A 22,193-nucleotide genomic window follows, 5' to 3' on the forward strand; every position below is an offset into this window, starting at 1 on the left:
GAGGCAAACCATGAAAGACGGAATTCATCCGAAATACGAATTGCAGGAAATTCATTGCTCATGCGGCAATGTCATTAAGACCAAGACTACAGGAAAGAACATCCAGGTAGAAATTTGTTCTGCTTGTCATCCGTTCTATACTGGCAACCAGAAGCTTGTGGATACGACAGGACGTGTCGAACGTTTCAAGAAGAGATACGGATTGAAGTAGCCTGGCTTGTCTGCGATGTATATGCCATCGGGTATTTTCCCGGTGGTTTTTTTTTGCTGTTTGTATTTGACATTGCTAACTTTTGGGTGTATATTATTGATATCGGATATCAATAGTGATAATAAGGAGAAAACATATGGAAGAATTCAAACAAGTACAATTAGGTGACAGGTTTCCTTCGTTGCAAGTCAAAACGACACAGGGAGTGAGGAACCTTCCTGATGATTATGCAGGTAAGTGGCTTGTACTTTTCAGCCATCCCGGAGACTTTACTCCTGTATGCACGACAGAGTTCGTTGCATTCGGACAGAAGGCTGAAGAGTTCAAAAAACTTAATGCTGAATTACTGGGGCTGTCCGTTGACCAGGTATTTGCACATATCAAATGGATTGAGTGGATAAAAGAGAACCTGGATGTAGAGATTCCGTTTCCTGTCATCGGTGATGAGCAGGGAAGGACGGCACGGAGACTTGGCATGCTGCATGAGCAGAAGGGGACAAATACCGTCAGGGCAGTCTACATCGTAGATGGCAAGGGTATTGTCCGTCTGACCATGTTCTATCCTCAGGAAGTAGGAAGGAATGTGGATGAGATTCTCAGGGCTCTCAAGGCTCTGCAGGTTTCAGATAGCCAAAAAGTTGCATGTCCTGAAAATTTCCCTCATAACCAGTTGTTGGGTGATGATGTTGCCTTGGTTTCTCCTCCCTCCACAGAGCAGGAGATTGCCAGGAGAAAAGCTCATCCGGAGGATGGTGTTTCTTGCAAGGACTGGTGGTTCTGCTACAAGAAACTTAAGTAACCCATCTTTTTCAAAATCACCAAGGTCCCTTTCATTTTTTGGAAGGAACCTTTTTTTTGCCTGCGAAGAATGATTCATCAGTGTGATATCAAATTCTTTATATGGGCATTTTTTGCATTTTCTGTTTCTCTTTTGATGTATGGGGATACTGAAGACTGTTTTTGATTGACAAAATGGAAAAACGATGCAAAAATCAATTAATTGAAAAAATCAACTAATTGGAGTTGTCGATGTCATGTCTCCTGTTTATACCGACATATTGGAGTACTGAAGAACTTCAGAGCTGGAAAACTTTTGACCATCCGTTTCCGATTACCGAAGACGGTACTCTCTGCAGGACATTGGCGAACCTGCGTGATATAGGTTATGCAGATCCGATTCTTTTGCTACCAGTTCCCAGTCATCCGAAGATCGTGGACAAGGTACTTGGACTGAGCAACGGGTATGATTTGGATCTGACGGTCTTTACATCAGATGACCTTGATAGTCTGCGGCTTTCTTTTGACAAGGCCGGAGCAAAGGAAGATGGTGCCTTGTTGCTTGACAGTACTACTTATGGTGGGGTACGCAACATTGGCCTTGCCTATGCGGGGATGCATGGTTTTGATCAGATTATCATGATTGATGATGATGAATGCATTGCGCCTGACTATCAGCAGAAGGCTCTGCGATATTTGGGAGAAGAAAAGGACGGACAGCAAGTCTTGGGCAAGACTGGTTGTGTCGTTGATGGGCAAGGTAGGAAAATCTATGACGGACAGGCTGCCGACTGGCTGGCCCAGTGGCCCAAGGATGCTCTGTTCAACAAGGAAGTGGGCAGTTTCCTTGACGCACCTGAATCTTTGTCCTTATGCACGTTGGGTTTCGGCGGCAATATGGTGATTGATCGAAGACTTTTTACCAAGGTCCCATTCGATCCTTTGGGAACCAGGGGAGAAGATGATGATTACTTGTTGAATTGCAGATACTGTGGACATGATTTTTTCTTTGACAAGGATTTGCTGCTGACGCATCTGCCGCCTGCCCGTTCAGGGAATTACTGGAGCAGGCAACGGCAGGATATTATCAGGTTTCTCTATACGAGGGAAAAACTTCGGGCTTTTGGGACATCCCGGGAGGTGATAGGAGAATTCCAACGGTATTTTACCGATGACGACTTGGAAAGGAAAGCTGTTTGTTCGAGTATAGATGCAGCGACCCATTTCCTTGAAGTAAGCAGGGAAGAAACATTGGGCTTTTTGGAAAATGCAAAGACAGCAGTTTCCTATGATCGGAAGAAACTTGCACAGAATGCCGGTCGGTACAAGAGAATGATCGGCTGCTGGCAGAAAGCAATGGATATGATAGCGAGGTACTAATTGGGCAAGATACGTAATTCTACCAGAATCTGCCGTTCCTTATGGCAACATCCTCGGGACAGCAGAGCTGATTTGGCAAAAAGGCTGAAGATTGACAAATCAACCATCACCTATGAGATTGCACGTCTTATAGATGAAGGTGTCATCGTGGAATTACCGAAAGATACCGTACCGGGAAGTGGCAGGAATCCCATACCTTTGGAACTGAGCAGGGAATATGGCTGTGTGCTGGGTATTTCAATCCAAAACGGTTCCTGTGCGCTGGCAGAAGTCAATCTGGCAGGAGAAGTCCTTTATACGCAGCAGATTGACATGCAGGTGACGAAAGACAATCTGATTTCTACTATCGTAGGGCTATATGACCGTTTTATATCATTGCGCAAGCCTCAGCAGTCCCGATGCCTTGGTGTCGGTATCGGCGTAGGGGGATTGATCAGCAAGAATACTGATGCAATCTGTTATTCGGTTCCTCTGGGAGTTACTGAAAGCTTTGCATTTGTTTCACAGATAAGCAAGAGTATCTCTGTTCCTGTAACGCTGGAAAACAATGCCAACTGTTGTGCTTGGGCTAGGTTGTCTTTTCCGCCTATTTGCACGGAACGGAACTTCATTACCATATTGATTGAGTTCCAACAGGCACTGCTTGACCATCCGAAGTATGGCGGGGTAGGTATTGGCCTTGGTTTGGTTCTGAACGGTAAGCTGTACCAAGGTGAACATTCATTTGCAGGTGAATTCAGAAGTGCGTTCTGCCGTTATGGTATCGGAGACGGACAGCTTTCCATCCCAAGGGACAAGTTGGCGCATATCTTGGAGGATGAGGCAATCCTTGAATCCTTTACCGAGGAGCTTGCGTCGAATATGGCTATGCTGGTCAATACGCTTGACGTCGGTGAAGTGTTTGTCAGGAGTGATATGGATAAGGAAGGGAAGTTGTTCTGCAGTGCATTGCGCAGGGCTATCGATGTAAACTGGCTGTTTCCTGTGAAAAAGGAAGTGTCCATCAGCTTTACATCGCTTGGGCCTGTTTCCGTAGCTTATGGAGCGACCGGACATCTTGTAACTGAGCTTTTTGAAAAAGGGACCATACCTTTGGAATAATGACGTATGCTATCAATTACATGTAAGGAGATAAACATGAAAAAATCAAAACTATCGTTGGTTTTGCTGTTGGTATCTCTTGTATCAGTAGGGCTTTTTGCCAATGGTACTGGGGAGACGGAAACAGAAGGTACTGGAACTGCTGCTGCAGCAACTGATGCGAATGCAGTGACGTTGAATATCCTTGACTACAGTGACGCAACGGCTCCTGGCTATGAGAAGACGAAGGCGGTCTGGCAGAAATTCGACGATGAAAATCCTGGAATTGTTCTTAAGAAAGAAGACTTGACCAATGAAGCCTTCCATCAGAAGATGGCAGCTTATGTTGCTGCAGGAACTATTCCTGATGTCATGTACATGTATCCTTCAGGGCGTTCTGCAGTGCTTCATGAAAAGCATTTGGTGAAAGATCTTGCTCCCCTGTTGGGACCTGATTTCCTGTCCCATTTCCTTCCGAGTGTAACTGATCCCACTGATCAGACCAGCGGCTATCTTGCTGAGCTGCCTCAGTCGATCTGCTATTCAAGCGTCATGTACGTCAACACAAAGCTTCTCAAGGACAATGGACTTGCTGTTCCGACTACTTATGCAGAACTGAGGGCTATGGTACCCCGTCTCAAGGCAAAGGGCATCCAGACCGTGCTTATGGCAAACAAGGACGACTGGGTAATGCAGTCCTGTCTGTTCTCTACCATTGCCGGACGATTCGTCGACAAGCAGTGGGTCAATGATGCAAAGCAGGGCAAGGTAAAGTTTACTGACCCGCAGTTCGTCAAGGCCCTTGATTTTGTCAAACAGCTTTATGATGACGGTGTCATTTCAAAAAGTACTCTCCAGCTTGCTTATGGCGAGGCTCCGGGATTGTTCGCTTCAGGCAAGGCTGCCATTCTTATCGACGGTGACTGGAAACAGAGCTCCTTTGTTACAGACCAGACGACAGGACAGGCTTTGATCAGTCCTGAAGATCAGAAGAATAACATTGAACTGAAGGCTTTCCCGGCTATTCCAGGTGAAAAGTATCCTGGTGTTGTTTCTTCTACCCTTGGTTGCGGCTATGGCATTTCAGCTGCTATTCCTGCTGGTTCTGCCAAGGAAAAAGCTGCGGTTGAACTGCTCAAGTACATTTATTCCGAACCTGTACAGAAACATTATCTTGAAAGAGGCCGTTATATTACCTCAAGGATCGGTGTGACCAGTGACAAGCTTGATCCGCTTACCCTCAAGATGATGGATTACTATTCGACCATCAAGAATACCAGCTATGTCTTTGATTCTGCCTTGGATCCGAGTGTCTATACTGTAATGAACAAAGTATTACAGGAGATTGGTCTCGGTACGAAGACTCCACAGCAGGCGGCTCAGGAAATTCAGGCAGCAATGGATGCTTACCTTGCTTCAAAATAAGCCTGAAACTTCATCCGACAGGGCTTTTGCCCTGTTCGGATTGATTTTTTGAAGGGAATATTCATGAATACAAGCAACAACGTAAAAAAAAAGCCTATTATTGGATGGTACTTCCGTCTTTCATAATCTATTTGTTCGTAATGGCTTTTCCGATTTTTCTTTCCTTTGTACTTTCCATCAGTAATTTCAACGGAGGAAAGATTTTTGCCGGAGGGGGATGGAAGCTTACAGGGGGACAGCAATACATCAGACTTTTCTCTGATCCTTACTTCTGGCATGCATTCAAGAACAATATATTGATTGTCCTTGTCTCCGTCTTAGGCCAATTGCCTTTGGGACTTTTCTTGGCTTATCTGATTTATAGGAAGATTGTGAGGGGAGGAGATTTCTGGCAGGGAATCCTTTATGTCCCGGCTATTATTTCTGTCATTGTCATAGGAATCATGTGGAATCTTATCTTTTCTCCATATGGTCCCTTGTCTGCGGTAATCAACAAGTATTATTCGCTGACATTCCATGCCAAGGTTTCCCAAGTGGTAGCAGCTTCCGTTACGTCTGACGGTCATCTGCACCTTACCGATGTCCTTGTCAACAAACTCATTGCCCTTAATCCCTCCGGTGCTGCCGGAGTTTTTCCTGCACCTGTTGCAGGAGGTCTGAAGGATTTCCTTGCTTCTACCTCTGGAGAAACGATAAAGGAGATCGAACAGGATTTGACTAATCTGCTTGCACCTGTGTGGAGTGCGGATTTTCTCAGCAATCCTAAGACTGCAATGATTCCCATACTGTTTGTCATCCTTTGGTGCTGGACCGGTATGTATATGATACTGTTCCTTGCAAATATGCAGAAAATTGATCCTCAGACCATTGAATCGGCCCAGATTGACGGGGCCAAGGAAAAAAGTATCCTTGTCCATATTATTCTTCCTGAGCTTTCCGGCGTCATAATGAATGCTGCAATCCTTTGTATTTCCGGTTCTCTCAATTCCTTTGCACTTATCTATGCGATGACAGGAGGAGGGCCTGCCCGGATGACTCAGGTGCTGTCAATCTATATGTATGAAAAAGCTTTCATGGGCACTCCTGATTATCCACTTGCGAATGCCATTTCTATGATGATGGTGCTTTTCAGTCTTATATTGATCATCCTGACAAAGAAAGTGCAGAAGTATTTTGAAGGAGGTTCAGATGAAATCTAATTATAGGCAAGAAAAAGGCATCGGTGCAGCATTGTGGAGATTTTTTGCTTATTTAATCATGATTATCTTTGCTTTGCTTGCAATAGTACCTCTGGTTTGGCTGGTAATCAGTTCCTTCAAGACAACGGTAGATTTCCAAGCCGATATGCTCGGGCTTCCCAAGCACTTCTATCCTTTGAATTATCCGCAGGCATGGCGTATAGGTGACTTTGGTATTTTGTTTGGCAATTCAGTGTTCTATACGGTGTTTTCTGTAGGTATAGCCACTTTTCTGTCTCTTCTGTCAGGTTTTGGTTTTTCAAAACTTGCACGGAAGTCATCAAAACCGATTTATTCCTTGTTTGTCCTAGGAATACTGTTGACTACGCAGACATTGATGGTACCTATCTTTCTCCAGGTTACCCAGCTTGATACGTTGATCGGGGGAGGGCTTGCAAAGATAGGTCTGTGCAACGTCAACCAATTCCATCTGTTTTATGATACCAAGTTCGGTGTCCTGTTGGTGTACATTGGTTCCTTGTTGCCTATCGGTGTGTATCTGTGCACGGAATTTGAGAAAAGTATTCCGACCTCTCTTGTTGAAGCTGCCTTGCTTGATGGTGCCGGTTATCTGCAGATATTCATCTATGTCTTCATACCCATGTGCGTGCCGATCATCGTAACATTAGGACTGCTCAATATTCCGACGATTTGGAATGAATTTGCACTGATCAACATCATGGTTTCGAAACTGTCGCTCCAATCGTTGCCGCTTGGTATCTATAAGTTCTCAGGGACCCTTGCTTCTGATTACGGCAAGGAATTTGCTGCCTTGGTCATCGGATTGTTGCCGATGCTTATATTCTATCTGATATTCCGCAAGCAAATTACCAAGAGTGTTGCAAGCGGAGCTATCAAAGGGTGATGTTTTTGTTTTTTTCCTATGGCATTGTCCAGATGCCGTATGTATGCTATCATATCCATGCTTGAAGTTTTTCAGTCAGGGCGGAGGTAGCATGGGTATGCGGGCACTGAGAACAGGATTTGTACTGGTTGGGAGCCTGTTGCTTACTTCCTGTGCTACTGTGTGGCAATCTGACCATACCCAGCAATTTTTTGAATCCGGTGATTATGCAATGGCTTTGGTTTCCTATCAGGACACAAAAGATCGGGTTGTATCCAGTTACGGCAAACTGGTCTATAGCCTTGACGAGGGAAGCCTTGCCCATGCCGCCGGCAGCTGGGATGTCTCAAATGAAGCTTTTTCGACGGCCCAGGATGAAATCGAAACCAATTATACCCGAAGTATCAGCGGAGATATTGCTTCTTATCTGGTAACGGATGCAACAAGGACCTATGACGGATATGACTGGGAGAATGTCTTTCTTAATATTTTCATGGGGCTCAACTATTATGGCAAAGGTGAAACCGATGAGGCATTGGTGGAAATGCGACGTGCCATTGAGAAACAGACCTATCTTCAGCAGAAATATCCGCAGATGGAATCGAACATGGTCTCTGAAGCAAAGGACAGCAATCTCCCACAGGTCCGGAAATATACTAATTACCATTTTGTCTCGAGCCGATTGACCCAGTATCTTTCCTTGCTTTTTTCTTATGAAGGCAAGGACTATGATACATTTGACTATGCCCTTGGTCAGTTGCATTTCAATGTAGGGGGAAAAAATTCTTTTCCATACTACCTGAAAGGATTGCCTGACCGCCCTGAAGAAGATGTCTCAATGCTGAACATAGTTGCTTTCAGTGGCTTGGCACCTGTTTTGGGACAGACGACCATACGGTATAAGATTCAGGATGGCCATTATGATAGCAAGCATGTATGGCACCCGGCAAAGTATGCTTCTTCCAATTTTGCTGATATTCGCAAGCGGGGTTCTGCTGTCACTGAGGTTGAAGTACTGGTCGATGGACAGCCTGTCAAGGTTCCTCTTTTCGAGGATATTGAGGGTATTGCCCTTTCCAGCCTTGAACCTGCGGTCGATGCCCAGAACCTTAGGATCGTTGCTCGGAAAATCATCCGTACAGTAGGAAATTCCTTGGCAGAAGATCGTGATGACAACCTGGGAAACTGGTTGTCTTTCGGATTTCAGCTGCTGGATCTGACTGACCATGCAGATCTTCGCTGTTCCCATTATTTTCCCGCAGCAGCCTATGTCGCAAGTGTACCTGTTACGCCTGGAAAGCATGAAGTATGCATCAATTACTACACAGGAAACGGGCATCTGGGTTATACACGGACTTACCATGATGTGGTCGTTACATCGGGAAAAGCAAACCTGATAGAAGTGCTTAGTTCCCTTTGAGTGAGAAAGTTTTAGTTGCATTATCAACATACATGGCTTAAAATGCAAGGAAAGGGAAGCAATGTTGAAGACGATTGAAAGCATCCATAGAAAGATATATGAAGCAGACAAGCCTGAAGTCATTGCCAGGGCCCCGATTATTTGTACATTGCTCGGAGCATTTGCCGAAGCCTGTCAGGGTTACTCGATGCTCTGCTGCAGCAGCAAGAAAGTGCAGGTAGCCATCAGCAGAAGACCTGACAACAATATTCGGTTGTATCGCATCCAAGGAAATGAAAAAAAACGCTTTACCCTTGGTTCATTGAGATATCGCAAGGAAGACCGATGGGCCAATTATGTCAAAGGTATCATTGCTGTCCTGACAAATGAGGGATATGTCTTCACTGGCATGAACATTACGATTGAGGGTGATGTATTTGGGCTCTATGAATCCGCTCTCAGCAGTACGCTTGCTGTTGCAACTATTCTGGCGTTGGACAGGCTGTATGATTTCAAACTTCAGACGGCTACCCTATTGCGTGTTGTATTTCAGGCAAATACAGTATTCAATGATGAGATATGCAGGATCGGAGACCTGATGGCTATGCTCAATGGGAAAGAAGGGCAGGTCATGATTTTGGACCAGCAGCACTTTACCTATCGCTATCTCCCTTTTTGTTTTGATGGGCAGCAGACTTCGGCAACGGCTTTTCTGATCAACAGCAAAGTATCCCAGGCTGCAATCAGATCTGAATACAGGCTGGCGCGCAAATGTGCCTGTGAGTCAATTTCCAGCTTGTGGAAGCAATACAAGGATATCCCCAAGAGAGATATTCCCGAGAAGGATATCACTTCCCGTGTAATTGCCTTGCCTGAGGAATATAGACATGCCTGTGTTTTTGTTCTTAGGGAATCGCGCTTTGTCATGGAAGCTTCGGAACAACTTGAACAAAAAGATGTGGTACAGTATGGTAGGACAATGAACAAGGTCCAGGTCGACCTCCGTGACAGACTTGAAGTGACTTGTCCTGAAGTTGATTGGCTTACTAAGCGCGCCGGTGAAGTTTCGGGATGCTATGGTGCAAGTTTGGTTTTTGATGGCAATGGCGGGACAATCATGATTGTCATTGAGGAAGGTATGTTGCCTGAGTATGAAGAAAAAATTGAGGAGTATGGACATATCTTCGGTTTTTCTCCTGTGTTGGAACGCTTTGTTCCACAGGAAGGTGCGAAGGTCGTGTTTCCCTGATATATGAAGATATTGCTTTCAAATGATGATGGTTATGACAGTGAAGGGCTGCTTGTCTTGGAAAAGGTGCTCATGGAAGATGGACACCAGGTCAGTGTATGTGCCCCATCTACCCAGCGCAGTGCCTCAAGCCATTCCATAACACTTTTTTCTGACATCAAGGTAAAGGAGTATGCGCCGTCCCATTACCGTTGTTCAGGGACTCCTGCAGATTGTCTTTTCTGTGGTTTTGGAAGCAACGTGCTTTCTCCTTCTGACTATGACCTTGTCATCAGCGGCATAAACAAGGGTTACAATCTTTCTTCTGACATGTTGTATTCAGGGACGGTAGGCGTAGCCCAGGAAGCCGCTATCTGGGGAATCAAATCCATTGCCATTTCCTGTTTCGATGATTTGAGCGGTACGTTTCCCTTTGAATTTTCTGCAAGGTTTCTCCTTGCACATCTGGAATCCTTTGTTTCCGTATGCAACAGGTGGACTTTCGTCAATATCAATGTACCGGCCAATCCAGATGGCTCCTGGAAAGTCGCAGACTTAGGTTTCCTCAATTATGGGGATGCATTTACCTGCGGGGAAGAAGAGGGTTCCTATAGGATCATAGGCGGTAAGACTCCTGTTGTAAGTGCACGGGACGGCAACTTTCCCGTTGATCTTGAGCTTGTCAAGGCTTCGGCTATTTCAGTAAGTGCAGTCCGTGTGTTGCCTACCGTCGATGCTGGCCTGCAGCAGAGGCTTCAGCAACTTTCTTCACAGGAGAGCTGATGATGGCATGGGATGACAAATGCAGGAGATGTGGTCTGTGCTGTCATGAGAAGATCCTTTATGAGGGAGAGCTTGTCATTGACCTTGATGCTCCCTGTCGCTTCTATGATTCCCAAACGAACTGCTGCAGCGTGTATAAGGATCGTTTTGTTTCCTGTGCTGAATGTCATAAGGTTACCGTATTGCGGGCTATGTTTGCTGCTTACCTTCCTGAATCCTGTGGCTATGTGCAATGGGCCAGATCACGGCATATCCGTTTTGCCAGGCGAATGGAACTTCGTCTGATTCACAGCAGGCATCCTGCAGCTGCAGATCTTCCTTATCTTGAATATTTCTTGTAATAGGCTGCTACCCTATTGACGGTATGGGAAAAAATTGTTACCAATTCATATAAGAATGAAGGGAATTAAAGATATGAACAGACGATCAGTATATATGGACAATAATGCAACGACACAGATGGCCCCGGAAGTGTGGCAGGCTATGGTGGCTGCCAAGGATTTGTATGGCAATGCTTCCAGCATGCATGGTTTCGGGAGGGTCGCTGCACATGCAGTATCCAAGGCAAGGGAGCAGGTTGCAACCTTGTTGGACTGTGCTCCAGAAGCAATCTATTTTACCAGTGGGGCTACAGAGTCCAACAATATGGTATTTAACATAGCCAGGACCTTGATTGATGAAGGTAGTCGCAGAAACAGGATTGTAACTACAAAGATTGAACACCCGGCTACGATTGAAACGGTCAAGTATCTCAAAGGGCTTGGTTATAAGATAGATGAACTGAGCGTAGATGCTACGGGGCTTGTTGACCTTGGTGAGGTCAAGGCCGCCATGGGGGATGATGTGCTGCTGGTCAGTGTCATGACAGGAAACAATGAGACCGGTACTATCCAGCCAGTCCGTGAGATTTCGGAACTGGCCCATGGCTGCGGAGCGTTGATGCATACTGATGCCACGCAGGCAATCGGGAAAATTCCTGTTGATTTCAAAGGCTGGCACATCGATTATCTCAGTCTTTCTGCCCATAAGTTCTATGGACCGAAAGGAATAGGAGTCTTGGCCTGTGCAAAGGGAGCTCCTCTGTTCCCATTGCTTCATGGGGGACATCAGGAAGGTGGTTATCGGCCTGGGACTTACAATAACCAAGCTATCGTCGGACTTGGCGTGGCGGCAGAGCTGGCTCGTAGAAATCTTGGAGATGAACAGCAGCGCCTTTGGCAGATGAGGGAAGCCCTACGAAAGGGTCTTGTAGCGGCAATTCCTGATGTGGTAGTCAACGGCAACAATGAACATTGCCTGCCGGGAACGCTCAACATGTCCTTTCCTCGTGCCGAAGGGGAATCAATCCTTCTTTACCTGGATTTGGAGGGAATTGCAGTTTCTACCGGTTCAGCCTGTGCTACTGGTAGCCTGAAACCATCCTATGTGCTCCTTGCAGGAGGTCTGGATGTGGAACTGGCCCATGGTTCCATCAGGTTCAGCCTCGGTAGATACAATACCATGGACGATGTAACATATGTCGTAGAAAAACTTCCTCCTATCATCGAAAGGATAAGGATGATGAGTACGAGACAGCAGTAGTGCAAAGGAAAAGGATACAATGTCAGATAGCTTTATGAACGATTGGGTATATACGGATATCGTCAAGGATCATTTCATGAATCCTCGTAACATTTGGAAAAGGGAAGAACACTTTGAACCGGATGGTGTGGGGGAAGTGGGTTCCCTTGCCTGCGGAGACCAGATGCGTATAGGCATCCAGGTCAAGGATGACAAGATCGTAAAGCTCCGTTGGCTGACCTATGGCTGTGCTTCTGCGATAGCCAGTACATCGATGATGAGTGAAATGGCAACTGGCATGAGCCTTGGGGAAGCCTATCGGATAACTCCTGATATGGTGACGAAGGCTTTGGGTGGACTTCCTGAGCACAAGTTCCATTGTTCTGTGCTCGGTGACAAGGCCCTGAGAGCAGCCATCGATGACTACCTTGCAAAGCAGGGTAGGGAAAATACCCTGAAGACTTCTGTGGCTAGGGTAATGTGTGAATGTAAGAATGTTACTGACCAAGCCATTGAAACCTTGGTTGCAAGCGGCAAAGTCCGCACCCTGAAAGAACTGCAGGATCTGACCGGCTATGGGACCGGCTGCGGCAAGTGCAAGCAGAAGATAGCTGATTACTTCTATGAGATGATGCATGTGCATGGCAAGGAAGTAGCGGAAGAGTAGGTCTCGTCAGGTTACGTTGAATTCACTTCCGCCTATGAACTCCCTGATAAGCGAATCGGCTGGGACCAGGTTTTCCGGAATCGGATGCACGATATTGAGGAAGGCAATGAGTCTGCGGGAGATTGCATAGGCCTGTGAATCTTCTGGCTTTACGGTTTTCAACAGAGGCATTGCCAACGGGCGGAGTACACCTATTTCATAGTCAAGGGCTGAATTCAGCATGGTATCTGCCTGGTTCTGATAGGGGAATATATGCTTGTTTTCCCCTGCCTGTACGCTGTCCCACATGGTCAGTGTCTTATATGCTGAGGTCTTTCTTGTCCGATAATCCCTGACGATTCGTCTGAGGATCCGATTATCCGTTGTACTGATCCTGTTATGGTCGTCAATGTTGAGCTGGGTCAGTGCAGAGATATAGATCTTGAATATCTTTTCTTTTTCAAGAGGTGGCACAAGGGCTGGGTTGAGCCCGTGTATACCCTCGATGATCAATATGGTATCCTTGTCCATCCTGACAGGAGGATTTGGGTACATTCTTGTGGCTGTCGGAAAATCAAATGACGGAATCTTTACTTTTTCCCCTTCATAGAGGTTCTCAAGATCGCTGCGGAACTGCGCTACATCCAATGCTTCCAGACTTTCAAAATCTTTCTTACCGTCTGATCCCACAGGAATTTCTGCTGCGGGTCTGTAATAGTCGTCCAATGTTATCTTGATCGGTTTCTTGCCTGCCTAGACGTAATTGGATACCTAATTTATAGGCAAAGGTCGTTTTGCCTGAGGAAGAAGGTCCTGCAATGAATATGGCCTTTACTTGTTCACGTGCAAGGATCTTGTCTGCAATCTGGGATATTTTTTTTTGCTGGAGTGTTTCTGCAAGCCTTATGTAATCAGTTATCTTTCCTTCAATGCACAGATTATTGAGCTTGCCAAGGGATCTCATGTCCAGCATATTGTTCCATTTCCTATATTCGCTGAAGACTGAGAACAGCAGAGGATTGTCCTTGAATTCCTGGAGCTGGGTAAAATCACTCGATCTGGGATAGCGGAGCAACATACCGCATTTCTTATAAGGTTGGAGCTTCCATAGGCTGAGTATTCCGGTTCTGTCTACCAGAGGCTCGTACCCTAGGTCCATGAAATCTTCCAGCTTGTAAAGTGCAACTACCGGTTCATTCTGAAATTTCAGCAGTTGGACCGTTTCCATTGCTTCTCGGTGTAAGAAATATTCCATGGCTTTTTTATATGGAGCCCTACAGAAATCAATCGGTAGATTCTTGTCAGCTATTTTTTGCATCGTTTGGGAAAGCCTTTCGATGTCTTCTTCCGCAACGCTATCTGTCTTGTCATAGTAGAAGAAATAACCATCTCCCAGGCTATGGCTGATCAGTAGCTTCCGATCCGGAAAGACAAGTTGTGAGGCATAGCAGAGCAAGAAGCAGATGCTATGCCTATAGGTCCTTTTTCCAAGACTGGAGAAAAGTGGAATAGCCTTGATTTCAGCGTCATTGACCAGATGGTAGGACAGAGGTACTACCTCATCGTTGACACTGGCAGCAACAATGGGATTCTCGAGGTACGTCTTGTTCAAGTTGACTGACAGTCCTTCCAGTGTTTCTCTGACAGTGTTGCCGATTACTGTAGCATATGTGCTGTTTTCATATGTGATATTGATAGTTTTGCCTTGCATACATCAAGTATAGGCTTGGTTTTCCAGAACTGCAAGTTTTGGTTTGTGTTGTATTGTTGTTGACTAGGCATGCATGTACCTGTACAGTTGAAGCATGTTAGGAAAGCATACCAAGGGATATCCATACAGGCAGAGATTTGTCCTTGTCGTTGATCTTTCGAATGATACCTTTTCCAGAGTCGAGCTGGACCCAGAGGTTGCAAAGGCTCAGTTTGGGGGCAGAGGACTGGCGACTTGGCTATGGAAAGAATACAGTGATTTGAAGAAATTGGACAAGGATAGCTTCTACAGTGGCAATGCCATTGCCATTTGTCTGGGAGCCGGCAGTGACTTGGGTTTGGATCAGTGCAAGGGAGCCTGCTGTGTCACGCTGTCCATGCAGACACACCATCTTTCTATCTGTCCTTTCCAGTCGGCATCCCTTGCCTATGCACTTTCCGGTGCAGGTTATTGTGGCGTGGTTCTGAAAAACAGGGCAAGGCGGCTTACCCGTGTGTCAGTGACACCTTCAGGAGTCGGCTTTACCATAGATGATGAAATGCATCTTATGATGAATGAAGAAGTTGCACGCCGGTGTCAGGAAGTTTCCTGTGTCATTTCAATCGGTCCGGCCGGAGAGAGAGGGGTTCCTTTTGCTTCCCTTGCGGTAAATGGAAAGAATTTTGGTCGTGGTGGCATAGGTGCTGTCTTTGGTAACAAGAATCTCAAGTTGCTCAGTCTCGATGCCGATGAACAGATCAGGCCAATGTATTTTGACCATAAGGCTGATGAGCTTGACAAAATCCTTCAGATGGTTCCTGTGGAAAGAGATAATTTGCTTCAGGTCGCTGACAGGAAAGGTTGGGCTGCCGTAGAGGGATTTACCTATCGGCGTAATCCGAGGATGTGGGGCTTGGGGGGCATGCCGTTGACGAAGGATGCTCCTGTTGCATGGGAAGTCGCTTTGGCTTTGGGTGCCAATCTTGGAATCTACGATTGGCATAAAGTTGCAGTACTGGAAAACGCCTGTTGTTCTTATGGACTTGATCCTATCTCTACAGGTGGTATATTGGCTTGGATTGCTGGGGCTGAGTCAAAGGGTTTGATAGACTTGAACCAATGCAATGAAACAGACAAGGTCAAGCTTTTTGCTGATATTATCAAAGGTATAGGCTTGGGCAAAGGCTGTGGTAGCCGCTTTTCGCAGCCGTTAACGGTACTTTGTGCTGAATTCGGAAATAAGGAAGGCGATTTTTCATCATATGGAGAAGAATTGATGCCCTTTGATCTGAGAGGATTGCCATGCTATGCCTTATCCGTGGCAATGGGCGATGACACCTTGGTACCATGGGAACTTTTCTCTACGGTCCATGGTGATGATACTGCCCGGTTGCTATTGCTTTCACAGAGTCTCCGACGATTGACAGAAAGTTTGGGGATGGAATGGAACCAACTGCTTCGCATCCTTGCCAAGCACTATCCTGGCAAAGGGCATCTGAAGAGGAACCGTCTATTGCAGGGACTTGCCCTTTGCTGCAGCTGCTGTGAAGGCTATGAATGGTCCATTGCAGATCTTCTTGCCTTCGGGCAACGTATCCTTCTCCAGGAATTTGAGCTGATGCAATCCTTAAGCGGTGGTTTCAAGCCATCGAATGATTCGATTCCCCAATATTTTCAAGTCGAAGGGGAAAGTGCATGCAAAGATGGCAAGCTTGTACATCTGGGAGGAGTACTGGACGAGTATCTTTTCCTTTTGAAGCATATTACCGTCCTGCCATGGGCAAGGTGAGCGTAGATATGTTGCCTCCGTACAATTCCCTGAGGGCCAATTCCTGCTCATTCATGACAATATAAGAGGCACCGCACTTACCGCGGGGATATGCCAGGCTGCCAGGGTTTGCATTGATGATCCCCTTCCCGTCGATGAAGAGCTGTTCCCTGTGGGTATGTCCACTGAAGAAGACGTCTCCGGGTTTCAGATGGATGGGAAGGTCCGATGGCCTTCTGTAGTGGTGTCCATGGGTAAGGATGACGAGCCTACCTGCAAATGTAAGGGAATTGAGCAGAGGCGGCACAGGGATACCTGCTATTGCATAATCATAGCCACTGTCGCAATTGCCTCTGACCAATGTAAGCTGACTGATGTGCTGTTTCAGTAATTTTTCGAAGTCTTCACTGTCAGGGCAGAAATCTCCAAGGACAAGTATGGGATTGTTTCCGGCTTTTCGTACGAAATCCCTGAAACTGTAGAAATCTCCATGGACGTCTGAGCAGATATATAAGCTTTGCATGACTTGAGTGTAGCACTGACATCACATCGCGTGAAGCAGGACCAGGATTCTTTTCCAAACTGTAGCAATGAATATCCTTGTTTTGCTTATTAAGTACTTTTGCTTTCATTCCTGAAGGTATTGCTGTATCATATACTAAGATTCATTGAGAAAATATGGGGAAACATTGCTATGAATGTAGATGAAAATTCCAGTTTCCTAGGCAGGAAAATGAACACTATGGTGAAGATTTTCCGAGTCTCCGTCAACCATTTCATGGTAGACAATTCCTTTGTGACTGCATCGGGAATGGTCTATATTACTCTGACTGCCTTGATTCCTGCACTCACGGTATTCGTGACATTCTTCGGGGCCTTGGGAGTCCTTGAACCTTTCCAGAAGATGCTGATGGTCAGCCTCAATGAATTTTTCGGCAGTGATGTGAGCAAACAGTTCTTTGATGCAGTCTCCGGATATACTTCCAATGCCATGAGCCTTGGTATCGTCGGCCTGGTATCGTTCATCATTACCATGGTACTTCTGATCAACAGGGTCTGGTATGTGATCAACTCGGTTTTCCGTACGTCCATTGACAGGAACCTTTTTCAGAGATTTGGAAATTTCCTGTCATTCCTGATCGTTTCGATACTGATCCTTGCGGCAATCATCAGCATTGAATCTTCGCTTTCCCAGAAATATGTTCAAGTCATGGGCAGGCAGATGGTCTCAGGCCCGTTCCTGTACCTGAAGCAGATTACTCCGTTTTTTTTGATTTGGGTCGGTTTGTTCCTGATGATTGAATTCATCCCGAATACGAAAGTTGAGTTTTCTGCTGCAGCCATAGGAGCCCTTGTCGGCAGTATAGTCTGTGTATGTGCCAACAGTATTTTTCTGAATCTGACCTCGTACATGGTGAATATGTCCATCATCTATGGTTCCTTTGCTGCCATTTTCCTTTTTATAGTCTGGTGCTATATGCTTTGGGTCATCATTCTTTTTTCCGTTGAGCTTGCATATGTCTATCAGTTCAGACCTGATTTGGAAAACAGCACCGGTATTCAGAATACTCCTGCCAGATTCCTTTCTGATGGTGTCAACATCATGATGCTCATCGGGTATAACTTCAAGGAAGGCAAAGGTGCAACACGGACCAGGGAAATCAATGAACGTCTGGCAATCCCGGACAGGAAGCTGTTCGGTTATTTGAATTTTCTTGTCTCCCTTGGTTTCATTATGCCGACGAACAGCGGCAAGACCACGTATATCCCTGCCAGGCCTCTGGAAGACCTAAAGGTCAAGGAAATGGTAGAGGGCTTGTATGGACTGGATACGATGAGCTTTGATGACAAAGGCACAGCCGGTGAGGCTATTGCCGTACAGATACATGGGCACGGTGTTGCTTCGCTTGGAACCCTGACGATTGACAACCTGCTGCAAAGAGTATAGGAAAGAGAAAAGATTAAGGGGAGAACTGACCTATGGTAGTTGATGCAAAAGCTCTGAGAGAAATCGGTAACCTCGACTGGAATACGGTCCCGGTTATAACCAGCGGCGTATCCAAGGGAAGTCATTTCAGGGCTGGCAAGTTCGAATTCAGGCTTCTTAGGAATCCGCTGACACAATCGGATGATGCTCTTATCGATGTCGTCTATTCAATGGTAGTCCTGTTGGAAGATAGACTGGTGCTGTTTGCTGACATAGAAAGAGATAACCTGAGGGAGCTTGCCTTTTCATTGGGCTGTAGCCCGAAAACCCTGCAGGAAGAGTATGGAACACATACGTATTTCGGACCATTGCGGGCTGTTGTCTACAGTGCCGATGAAAAAGAAGAACAGGAAGCCTACAATGGTACACTTGAGGTCCAGGATGTGAGGGTATACCTTGCTGATTTGCTGATGGATACCCTTGATTGCTTAGATGAAATGGTACCCATGGCTGACTGATTATAAAATCATTTGAATCTGCAGACAAAGTGTGGTACTATCGGAGTAAGGCATTATTCCATTCAATGGGTCCTGAGGTGTTGTGGCCGTCAGTTTTTGTCTGGCTTTGAAATCTGTCGGTTTCTTTCCCCAGGCCCTTGATGACAACCTCCTTTCGCTGATGGAGGTTGTCTTTTTATATTTTTTTACCCGCCCATTCCCTCAGGACGAGTACATCTCCTTCGTTGCTGTCGTTGATGGCTTGGTCAATCATGGCATTCAATTCCCTTACATTGCCAGGATAGTTGTAGTTTTTTAAAAATTCCATAGTCTTTTCATTAAATGGCCTTTGATCCTTTTTGTCCTTGTGAAAAGCAATCAGTTCATTCAGATCTTCCATATGTTCTCTCAATGGGGGTATATGAACCTGTGCACCTATTATCCTGAAATAGAAGTCCTTCCTTATCATTCCTTTGGCTACAAGTTTTTGCAGATCCTTGTTGGATGCGGTAATGAGCCTGAAGGTGGATTTTCTTTTTTGAGTTTCGCCTAACCTGAAATATTCGCCGTTGTCAAGGACCCGCAAGAGTATGCTTTGCATTTTTAGGCTGAGGTCTTCTACTTCATCCAGAAACAATATGCCACCGTCGACTGCTTCCAACAAACCACTATAATAAAGACCAGCACCGGTAAAGGCACCTTTCTTATGGCCGAACAGATGATCTTGTCCTAAGTCCATGTTGAGAGTTGAACTGTTGACGCTCCTGAAAGGTTTTCCTTTTTTTATTGATTCTTCTGCAATGGCTTGGGCCGCCAGTTCCTTTCCTGAGCCTGTTTCTCCTATGATATGCACCTTGATATCACTTTTTGACAGTCGATGGAGCTCGGCACGTATATCCTGCATTTGTTTGCTTGAGCCAACCAATAGGTCATAGTAAGAAACTGCCTGGGTATGATTGGAATTTGTCTCAGGGGGTTGTCCCTGTCCCCAGATTGGCTGTCTGCTAAGAAATTGCAAAGGGATCTCACCTGCAAGTCTTTTTTGCCCATCCAATTCCGTCATGCTTATGATAGGTACTGTAATTCCTGCTTGTTTGATCAATTGTTCAGTATAAGGCTTTTCTTTTTGTTTTTCTGAATCTACAAAAACGCAATCAACTTGGCCTGAACGTTTGATATACGAAATCAGTGTCCTGAGGATTGAAAAGCTTTTTACCTTCAGTGTCGGATTCATTTGTGAAATCTGTTTTCCTAAGTTGCAATTCGCTGTAAGCAAAGCAATGTCCATGTGAGTAACCTTCCTTATTGTTATTAGTGAATGAACGTATTTTGGCCTGCTTATACAAAACCAGCAAGGGAAACATTATATTTCGATGTGACAAAGAATCTGTTGTGTATATTTATATTTTTTGCAAGGGAAGACAATTTTGGAAAAATTCATGGATAGGTACCGAATCTTTTATATTTAGACATAATTCATACATAATTGAAATCCTATGGTATCAAAAAAATTTAAAATTTTTTCTGTGTGGCAAAATTCGTGACAAATGGTAACATTTGATAAGTTATTATTTCTGTGCTACTACCATGCGCTGTCGAAAATAGGTTTCCAAGGCTATCCGTGCAGAAGGAAATGCAAGTGGAATGGCTTCTATGGCTTCAAAGGTGTCTATCGGACATAGCCTGTAACCTTTGATTTCATCAGCTTCTTCTGGTCGAAGGGATGAAATAAAATCGGATTTCCCGACATCAACATTAGCACTGAAGAACATATCACAGGTAATATATGTGATATCCTTATATTCATATGTATTGGGGGCACTGGTCAGATAATGCAGGTTTTGTGGTATCAAAGATACTTCTTCCCTACATTCCCGAATCGCAGCTTGTTCGGCACTTTCTCCTGGATCGACGAATCCTCCCGGCAAGGCAAGATAGCCCTTGCGGGGATTCCTTCCTCTGGTGACCAGCAGTACCTGTTCTTTGCCTTGCTTCTGAAAGGTAAGGATCAAGGCTACGGCGGCAGCCACATTGTTGTAAAGAGTCAGTCCGCAAGCACTGCAGACCCATTTTTTGTTGTCTTTGTAAGACAGCATCTGTTTTCCGCAATCTGGGCAAAAAGTCAAGTTTTTCATGACTTTGATGATAATCCAATGTACAGGCAATGGAAAGCAGGGGAATCTCGTGTTGTCTGGGGAAAAAATATCCGGACAACGGCAAGTACCGTTGTACCGGAATTTCATTTCAATATGAAAAGGATCTTTTTCTTCAGTCTTCTTCAGGAGCCAGTTCCAAGGTCTCTGTCTTTGGTGGCATGGCATAGGAGAATATGATGAAGAGGATCAAGGAGAAAACCAGGGCAGGAATGATGTCATTCAGACCTGGAATGCTTGGGATGAACTTATACTCCATCATGAAGAACAGTATGCTGCCTCCGATGATTGAAGCACTGCATCCAGCATTTGAAGCCTTTTTCCAATAGAGTCCCAGTACATATGGGAAGAATGTTCCTGCAGCTCTCAGGGTGAAGGAAAAAGCAAGCAACGTGATGATATTGCTTGCAACATCTGCAACGACAAAGGCAAAGATACCGATGATGACCATGGTAATCTTGGTAACGATCATGATTTCCTTTTGACTTGCCTTCTTTCTGAAGAATATATGATAGATGTCATTGGAAAACATTGATCCTGCACCCAGCAGATCGGAATCTGCACTGCTCATCGTTGCACTGATGATACCGGCAAAGAGTATGCCGCATACAAGTGCAGGCATGCTGGTGATAGCCAAGGCCGGCAATGCATAACGGGTATTGTGGGCCAATGCATCTTCTACAGAAGCACCAAGCATTCCTTGGTTGTTGAGGGAAAGCATTGCCAGGCCAAGGATGACAGGGATGAAAGCGAAGACAAAGTTGATGATTGCAGCGATGATGGAGCCTTGTTTTGCAACTTTGCCGTTCCTGGCTGCATAATATCGTGAAACAGCTTCCTGCCCGATGACAAACGTAGCGATGTACATGATGACGTAGCCTATGATCTGGCCCCAGCCTCCGATACCTTTTGTCAAGCTGAAGTGGTCTGCAGGGATAGTCTGCCGTATGGCAGTCCAGCCTCCGCAGAGTTTCAGTGCAAACGGAATAGCTATGCTCATACCTATTACGATAAGAAATACCTGTATGAAATCAGTAAGGGTGACTGACCATAGTCCTCCCATGATGGCATATACGGTGATGACGATGGTAACTATTGCCAGTGCTGTGGTCTTATTGAGTCCCAGCATGACTTCGATGATTGAGGCTGAAGCTTTGAACTGGGCTGCCGTGAGTCCTATGAGTGCAAGGATCATGATGATGGCACAGAAAGTACCTGAAGCCTTGTCATATCGGCGTCTGAAGTATTCGGGGACTGTCTTGACTTCTGCCTGCCGGATATGGGGGGCGATGAAAGAAAGAATGACAAAGGCAATGCCCATTGCGATGATATACCAGGCAGCACTGGCACCCCAACTACCATAGGAATTTGCAACGACTCCCAGTGAGGATCCTCCGCCGATTTCAGTTGCTGCCAATGTTCCGGCCATAAGGAATGGTCCCAGCCTTCTGCCGGCAATCATAAAATCAGTATTCGTACTGATTTTCTTTGAAGAATAGAAACCAATTCCCAACATTGCAAGCATGTAGATTATTACGATGGAAATAATCATCATGTTCATTTTCTTTTGCTCTCCTTAGTTATTTT

At 45.5% G+C, this 22,193-nt stretch carries 22 protein-coding genes; 16 read left to right on the forward strand and 6 right to left on the reverse strand.

Annotated features, from left to right (window positions below):
• Positions 1–10: 10 nt before the first annotated feature.
• From rpmE to LKE40_10625, 13 genes are all read left to right on the forward strand, one after another.
• Complete coding sequence (gene rpmE / locus LKE40_10565) at positions 11–211, forward strand: 50S ribosomal protein L31 (GenBank protein MCH3917869.1); 201 nt, start codon at positions 11–13, stop codon at positions 209–211.
• Positions 212–347: 136 nt separating this feature from the next.
• Positions 348–1,010 carry a peroxiredoxin gene (locus LKE40_10570; GenBank protein MCH3917870.1) on the forward strand — a complete coding sequence of 221 codons (663 nt, stop codon included), beginning with the start codon at positions 348–350 and terminating at the stop codon, positions 1,008–1,010.
• Positions 1,011–1,240: 230 nt separating this feature from the next.
• Positions 1,241–2,368, forward strand: a complete 1,128-nt coding sequence (locus LKE40_10575; protein MCH3917871.1) for a glycosyltransferase family 2 protein — start codon at positions 1,241–1,243, stop codon at positions 2,366–2,368.
• Positions 2,369–3,469, forward strand: coding sequence for an ROK family protein (locus tag LKE40_10580; GenBank protein ID MCH3917872.1), 1,101 nt, complete (start codon positions 2,369–2,371; stop codon positions 3,467–3,469).
• Between the two features lie 36 nt (positions 3,470–3,505).
• Complete coding sequence (locus LKE40_10585; GenBank protein MCH3917873.1) at positions 3,506–4,873, forward strand: extracellular solute-binding protein; 1,368 nt, start codon at positions 3,506–3,508, stop codon at positions 4,871–4,873.
• A 140-nt stretch (positions 4,874–5,013) separates the two neighbouring features.
• Positions 5,014–6,072: a sugar ABC transporter permease gene (locus LKE40_10590; GenBank protein MCH3917874.1), complete on the forward strand. Its 1,059-nt coding sequence runs from the start codon at positions 5,014–5,016 to the stop codon at positions 6,070–6,072.
• Positions 6,062–6,976 (forward strand): carbohydrate ABC transporter permease, encoded by a 915-nt coding sequence (locus tag LKE40_10595; GenBank protein ID MCH3917875.1) that lies wholly within the window; start codon positions 6,062–6,064, stop codon positions 6,974–6,976. Before LKE40_10590 ends, LKE40_10595 begins: the two co-directional genes overlap by 11 nt.
• A gap of 91 nt (positions 6,977–7,067) precedes the next feature.
• Positions 7,068–8,375 (forward strand): hypothetical protein, encoded by a 1,308-nt coding sequence (locus tag LKE40_10600; protein MCH3917876.1) that lies wholly within the window; start codon positions 7,068–7,070, stop codon positions 8,373–8,375.
• A 61-nt stretch (positions 8,376–8,436) separates the two neighbouring features.
• Positions 8,437–9,603, forward strand: a complete 1,167-nt coding sequence (locus LKE40_10605; GenBank protein MCH3917877.1) for a galactokinase — start codon at positions 8,437–8,439, stop codon at positions 9,601–9,603.
• A 3-nt stretch (positions 9,604–9,606) separates the two neighbouring features.
• Complete coding sequence (gene surE / locus LKE40_10610; protein MCH3917878.1) at positions 9,607–10,365, forward strand: 5'/3'-nucleotidase SurE; 759 nt, start codon at positions 9,607–9,609, stop codon at positions 10,363–10,365.
• Entirely contained in the window at positions 10,365–10,706 is a 342-nt protein-coding gene (locus tag LKE40_10615; GenBank protein MCH3917879.1) for a hypothetical protein, read from the forward strand. The genes surE and LKE40_10615 overlap by 1 nt, the downstream gene beginning before the upstream one ends.
• Before the next feature lie 73 nt (positions 10,707–10,779).
• Entirely contained in the window at positions 10,780–11,946 is a 1,167-nt protein-coding gene (locus tag LKE40_10620) for an aminotransferase class V-fold PLP-dependent enzyme (GenBank protein ID MCH3917880.1), read from the forward strand.
• 19 nt (positions 11,947–11,965) lie between these two features.
• Positions 11,966–12,592 carry an iron-sulfur cluster assembly scaffold protein gene (locus LKE40_10625; protein MCH3917881.1) on the forward strand — a complete coding sequence of 209 codons (627 nt, stop codon included), beginning with the start codon at positions 11,966–11,968 and terminating at the stop codon, positions 12,590–12,592.
• 6 nt (positions 12,593–12,598) lie between these two features.
• On the opposite strand, the gene LKE40_10630 is transcribed toward LKE40_10625, so the two are convergent.
• Positions 12,599–13,261, reverse strand: a complete 663-nt coding sequence (locus tag LKE40_10630) for a hypothetical protein (GenBank protein MCH3917882.1) — start codon at positions 13,259–13,261, stop codon at positions 12,599–12,601.
• The gene (locus LKE40_10635) at positions 13,245–14,282 is read right to left on the reverse strand and encodes a hypothetical protein (protein ID MCH3917883.1); all 1,038 of its coding nucleotides are present in this window, start codon (positions 14,280–14,282) and stop codon (positions 13,245–13,247) included. The genes LKE40_10630 and LKE40_10635 overlap by 17 nt, the downstream gene beginning before the upstream one ends.
• A gap of 94 nt (positions 14,283–14,376) precedes the next feature.
• Between LKE40_10635 and LKE40_10640 the strand changes: the two genes are divergently transcribed.
• Positions 14,377–16,050 carry a hypothetical protein gene (locus LKE40_10640; protein MCH3917884.1) on the forward strand — a complete coding sequence of 558 codons (1,674 nt, stop codon included), beginning with the start codon at positions 14,377–14,379 and terminating at the stop codon, positions 16,048–16,050.
• Here the strand turns inward: LKE40_10640 and LKE40_10645 are convergent.
• A complete protein-coding gene (locus tag LKE40_10645; protein ID MCH3917885.1) occupies positions 16,025–16,552 on the reverse strand; it encodes a metallophosphoesterase family protein in 528 nt (175 codons plus the stop codon). The genes LKE40_10640 and LKE40_10645 overlap by 26 nt on opposite strands.
• 171 nt (positions 16,553–16,723) lie before the next feature.
• On the opposite strand from LKE40_10645, the gene LKE40_10650 reads away from it, so the two are divergent.
• Both LKE40_10650 and LKE40_10655 read left to right on the forward strand, forming a co-directional pair.
• On the forward strand, positions 16,724–17,977 hold the full coding sequence (locus LKE40_10650; GenBank protein ID MCH3917886.1) for a YihY/virulence factor BrkB family protein: 1,254 nt from the start codon (positions 16,724–16,726) through the stop codon (positions 17,975–17,977).
• A gap of 32 nt (positions 17,978–18,009) precedes the next feature.
• Positions 18,010–18,474 (forward strand): hypothetical protein, encoded by a 465-nt coding sequence (locus LKE40_10655; protein MCH3917887.1) that lies wholly within the window; start codon positions 18,010–18,012, stop codon positions 18,472–18,474.
• A gap of 175 nt (positions 18,475–18,649) precedes the next feature.
• Here the strand turns inward: LKE40_10655 and LKE40_10660 are convergent, their stop codons facing one another.
• The 3 genes from LKE40_10660 to LKE40_10670 all read right to left on the reverse strand — a co-directional run bounded on the left by LKE40_10660 (position 18,650) and on the right by LKE40_10670 (position 22,167).
• Positions 18,650–19,741: a sigma 54-interacting transcriptional regulator gene (locus LKE40_10660; protein ID MCH3917888.1), complete on the reverse strand. Its 1,092-nt coding sequence runs from the start codon at positions 19,739–19,741 to the stop codon at positions 18,650–18,652.
• Between the two features lie 280 nt (positions 19,742–20,021).
• Positions 20,022–20,588 (reverse strand): NUDIX domain-containing protein, encoded by a 567-nt coding sequence (locus LKE40_10665; protein MCH3917889.1) that lies wholly within the window; start codon positions 20,586–20,588, stop codon positions 20,022–20,024.
• 133 nt (positions 20,589–20,721) lie between these two features.
• Positions 20,722–22,167, reverse strand: coding sequence for a sodium:solute symporter family protein (locus LKE40_10670; GenBank protein ID MCH3917890.1), 1,446 nt, complete (start codon positions 22,165–22,167; stop codon positions 20,722–20,724).
• Positions 22,168–22,193: the final 26 nt, after the last annotated feature.

It is taken from the genome of Spirochaetia bacterium (assembly GCA_022482625.1).
GTDB lineage: Bacteria > Spirochaetota > Spirochaetia > Sphaerochaetales > Sphaerochaetaceae > Pleomorphochaeta.

What these genes read in the sequence shown, in the direction of transcription:
- rpmE (MCH3917869.1), top strand. Translation starts at nt 11, where the DNA reads ATGAAAGACGGAATTCATCCGAAATACGAATTGCAGGAAATTCATTGC.
- LKE40_10570 (MCH3917870.1), top strand. Translation starts at nt 348, where the DNA reads ATGGAAGAATTCAAACAAGTACAATTAGGTGACAGGTTTCCTTCGTTG.
- LKE40_10575 (MCH3917871.1), top strand. Translation starts at nt 1,241, where the DNA reads ATGTCATGTCTCCTGTTTATACCGACATATTGGAGTACTGAAGAACTT.
- LKE40_10585 (MCH3917873.1), top strand. Translation starts at nt 3,506, where the DNA reads ATGAAAAAATCAAAACTATCGTTGGTTTTGCTGTTGGTATCTCTTGTA.
- LKE40_10590 (MCH3917874.1), top strand. Translation starts at nt 5,014, where the DNA reads ATGGCTTTTCCGATTTTTCTTTCCTTTGTACTTTCCATCAGTAATTTC.
- LKE40_10595 (MCH3917875.1), top strand. Translation starts at nt 6,062, where the DNA reads ATGAAATCTAATTATAGGCAAGAAAAAGGCATCGGTGCAGCATTGTGG.
- LKE40_10600 (MCH3917876.1), top strand. Translation starts at nt 7,068, where the DNA reads ATGGGTATGCGGGCACTGAGAACAGGATTTGTACTGGTTGGGAGCCTG.
- LKE40_10605 (MCH3917877.1), top strand. Translation starts at nt 8,437, where the DNA reads ATGTTGAAGACGATTGAAAGCATCCATAGAAAGATATATGAAGCAGAC.
- surE (MCH3917878.1), top strand. Translation starts at nt 9,607, where the DNA reads ATGAAGATATTGCTTTCAAATGATGATGGTTATGACAGTGAAGGGCTG.
- LKE40_10615 (MCH3917879.1), top strand. Translation starts at nt 10,365, where the DNA reads ATGATGGCATGGGATGACAAATGCAGGAGATGTGGTCTGTGCTGTCAT.
- LKE40_10620 (MCH3917880.1), top strand. Translation starts at nt 10,780, where the DNA reads ATGAACAGACGATCAGTATATATGGACAATAATGCAACGACACAGATG.
- LKE40_10625 (MCH3917881.1), top strand. Translation starts at nt 11,966, where the DNA reads ATGTCAGATAGCTTTATGAACGATTGGGTATATACGGATATCGTCAAG.
- LKE40_10635 (MCH3917883.1), bottom strand. Translation starts at nt 14,282, where the DNA reads ATGCAAGGCAAAACTATCAATATCACATATGAAAACAGCACATATGCT.
- LKE40_10640 (MCH3917884.1), top strand. Translation starts at nt 14,377, where the DNA reads ATGTTAGGAAAGCATACCAAGGGATATCCATACAGGCAGAGATTTGTC.
- LKE40_10645 (MCH3917885.1), bottom strand. Translation starts at nt 16,552, where the DNA reads ATGCAAAGCTTATATATCTGCTCAGACGTCCATGGAGATTTCTACAGT.
- LKE40_10650 (MCH3917886.1), top strand. Translation starts at nt 16,724, where the DNA reads ATGAATGTAGATGAAAATTCCAGTTTCCTAGGCAGGAAAATGAACACT.
- LKE40_10655 (MCH3917887.1), top strand. Translation starts at nt 18,010, where the DNA reads ATGGTAGTTGATGCAAAAGCTCTGAGAGAAATCGGTAACCTCGACTGG.
- LKE40_10660 (MCH3917888.1), bottom strand. Translation starts at nt 19,741, where the DNA reads ATGGACATTGCTTTGCTTACAGCGAATTGCAACTTAGGAAAACAGATT.
- LKE40_10665 (MCH3917889.1), bottom strand. Translation starts at nt 20,588, where the DNA reads ATGAAAAACTTGACTTTTTGCCCAGATTGCGGAAAACAGATGCTGTCT.
- LKE40_10670 (MCH3917890.1), bottom strand. Translation starts at nt 22,167, where the DNA reads ATGAACATGATGATTATTTCCATCGTAATAATCTACATGCTTGCAATG.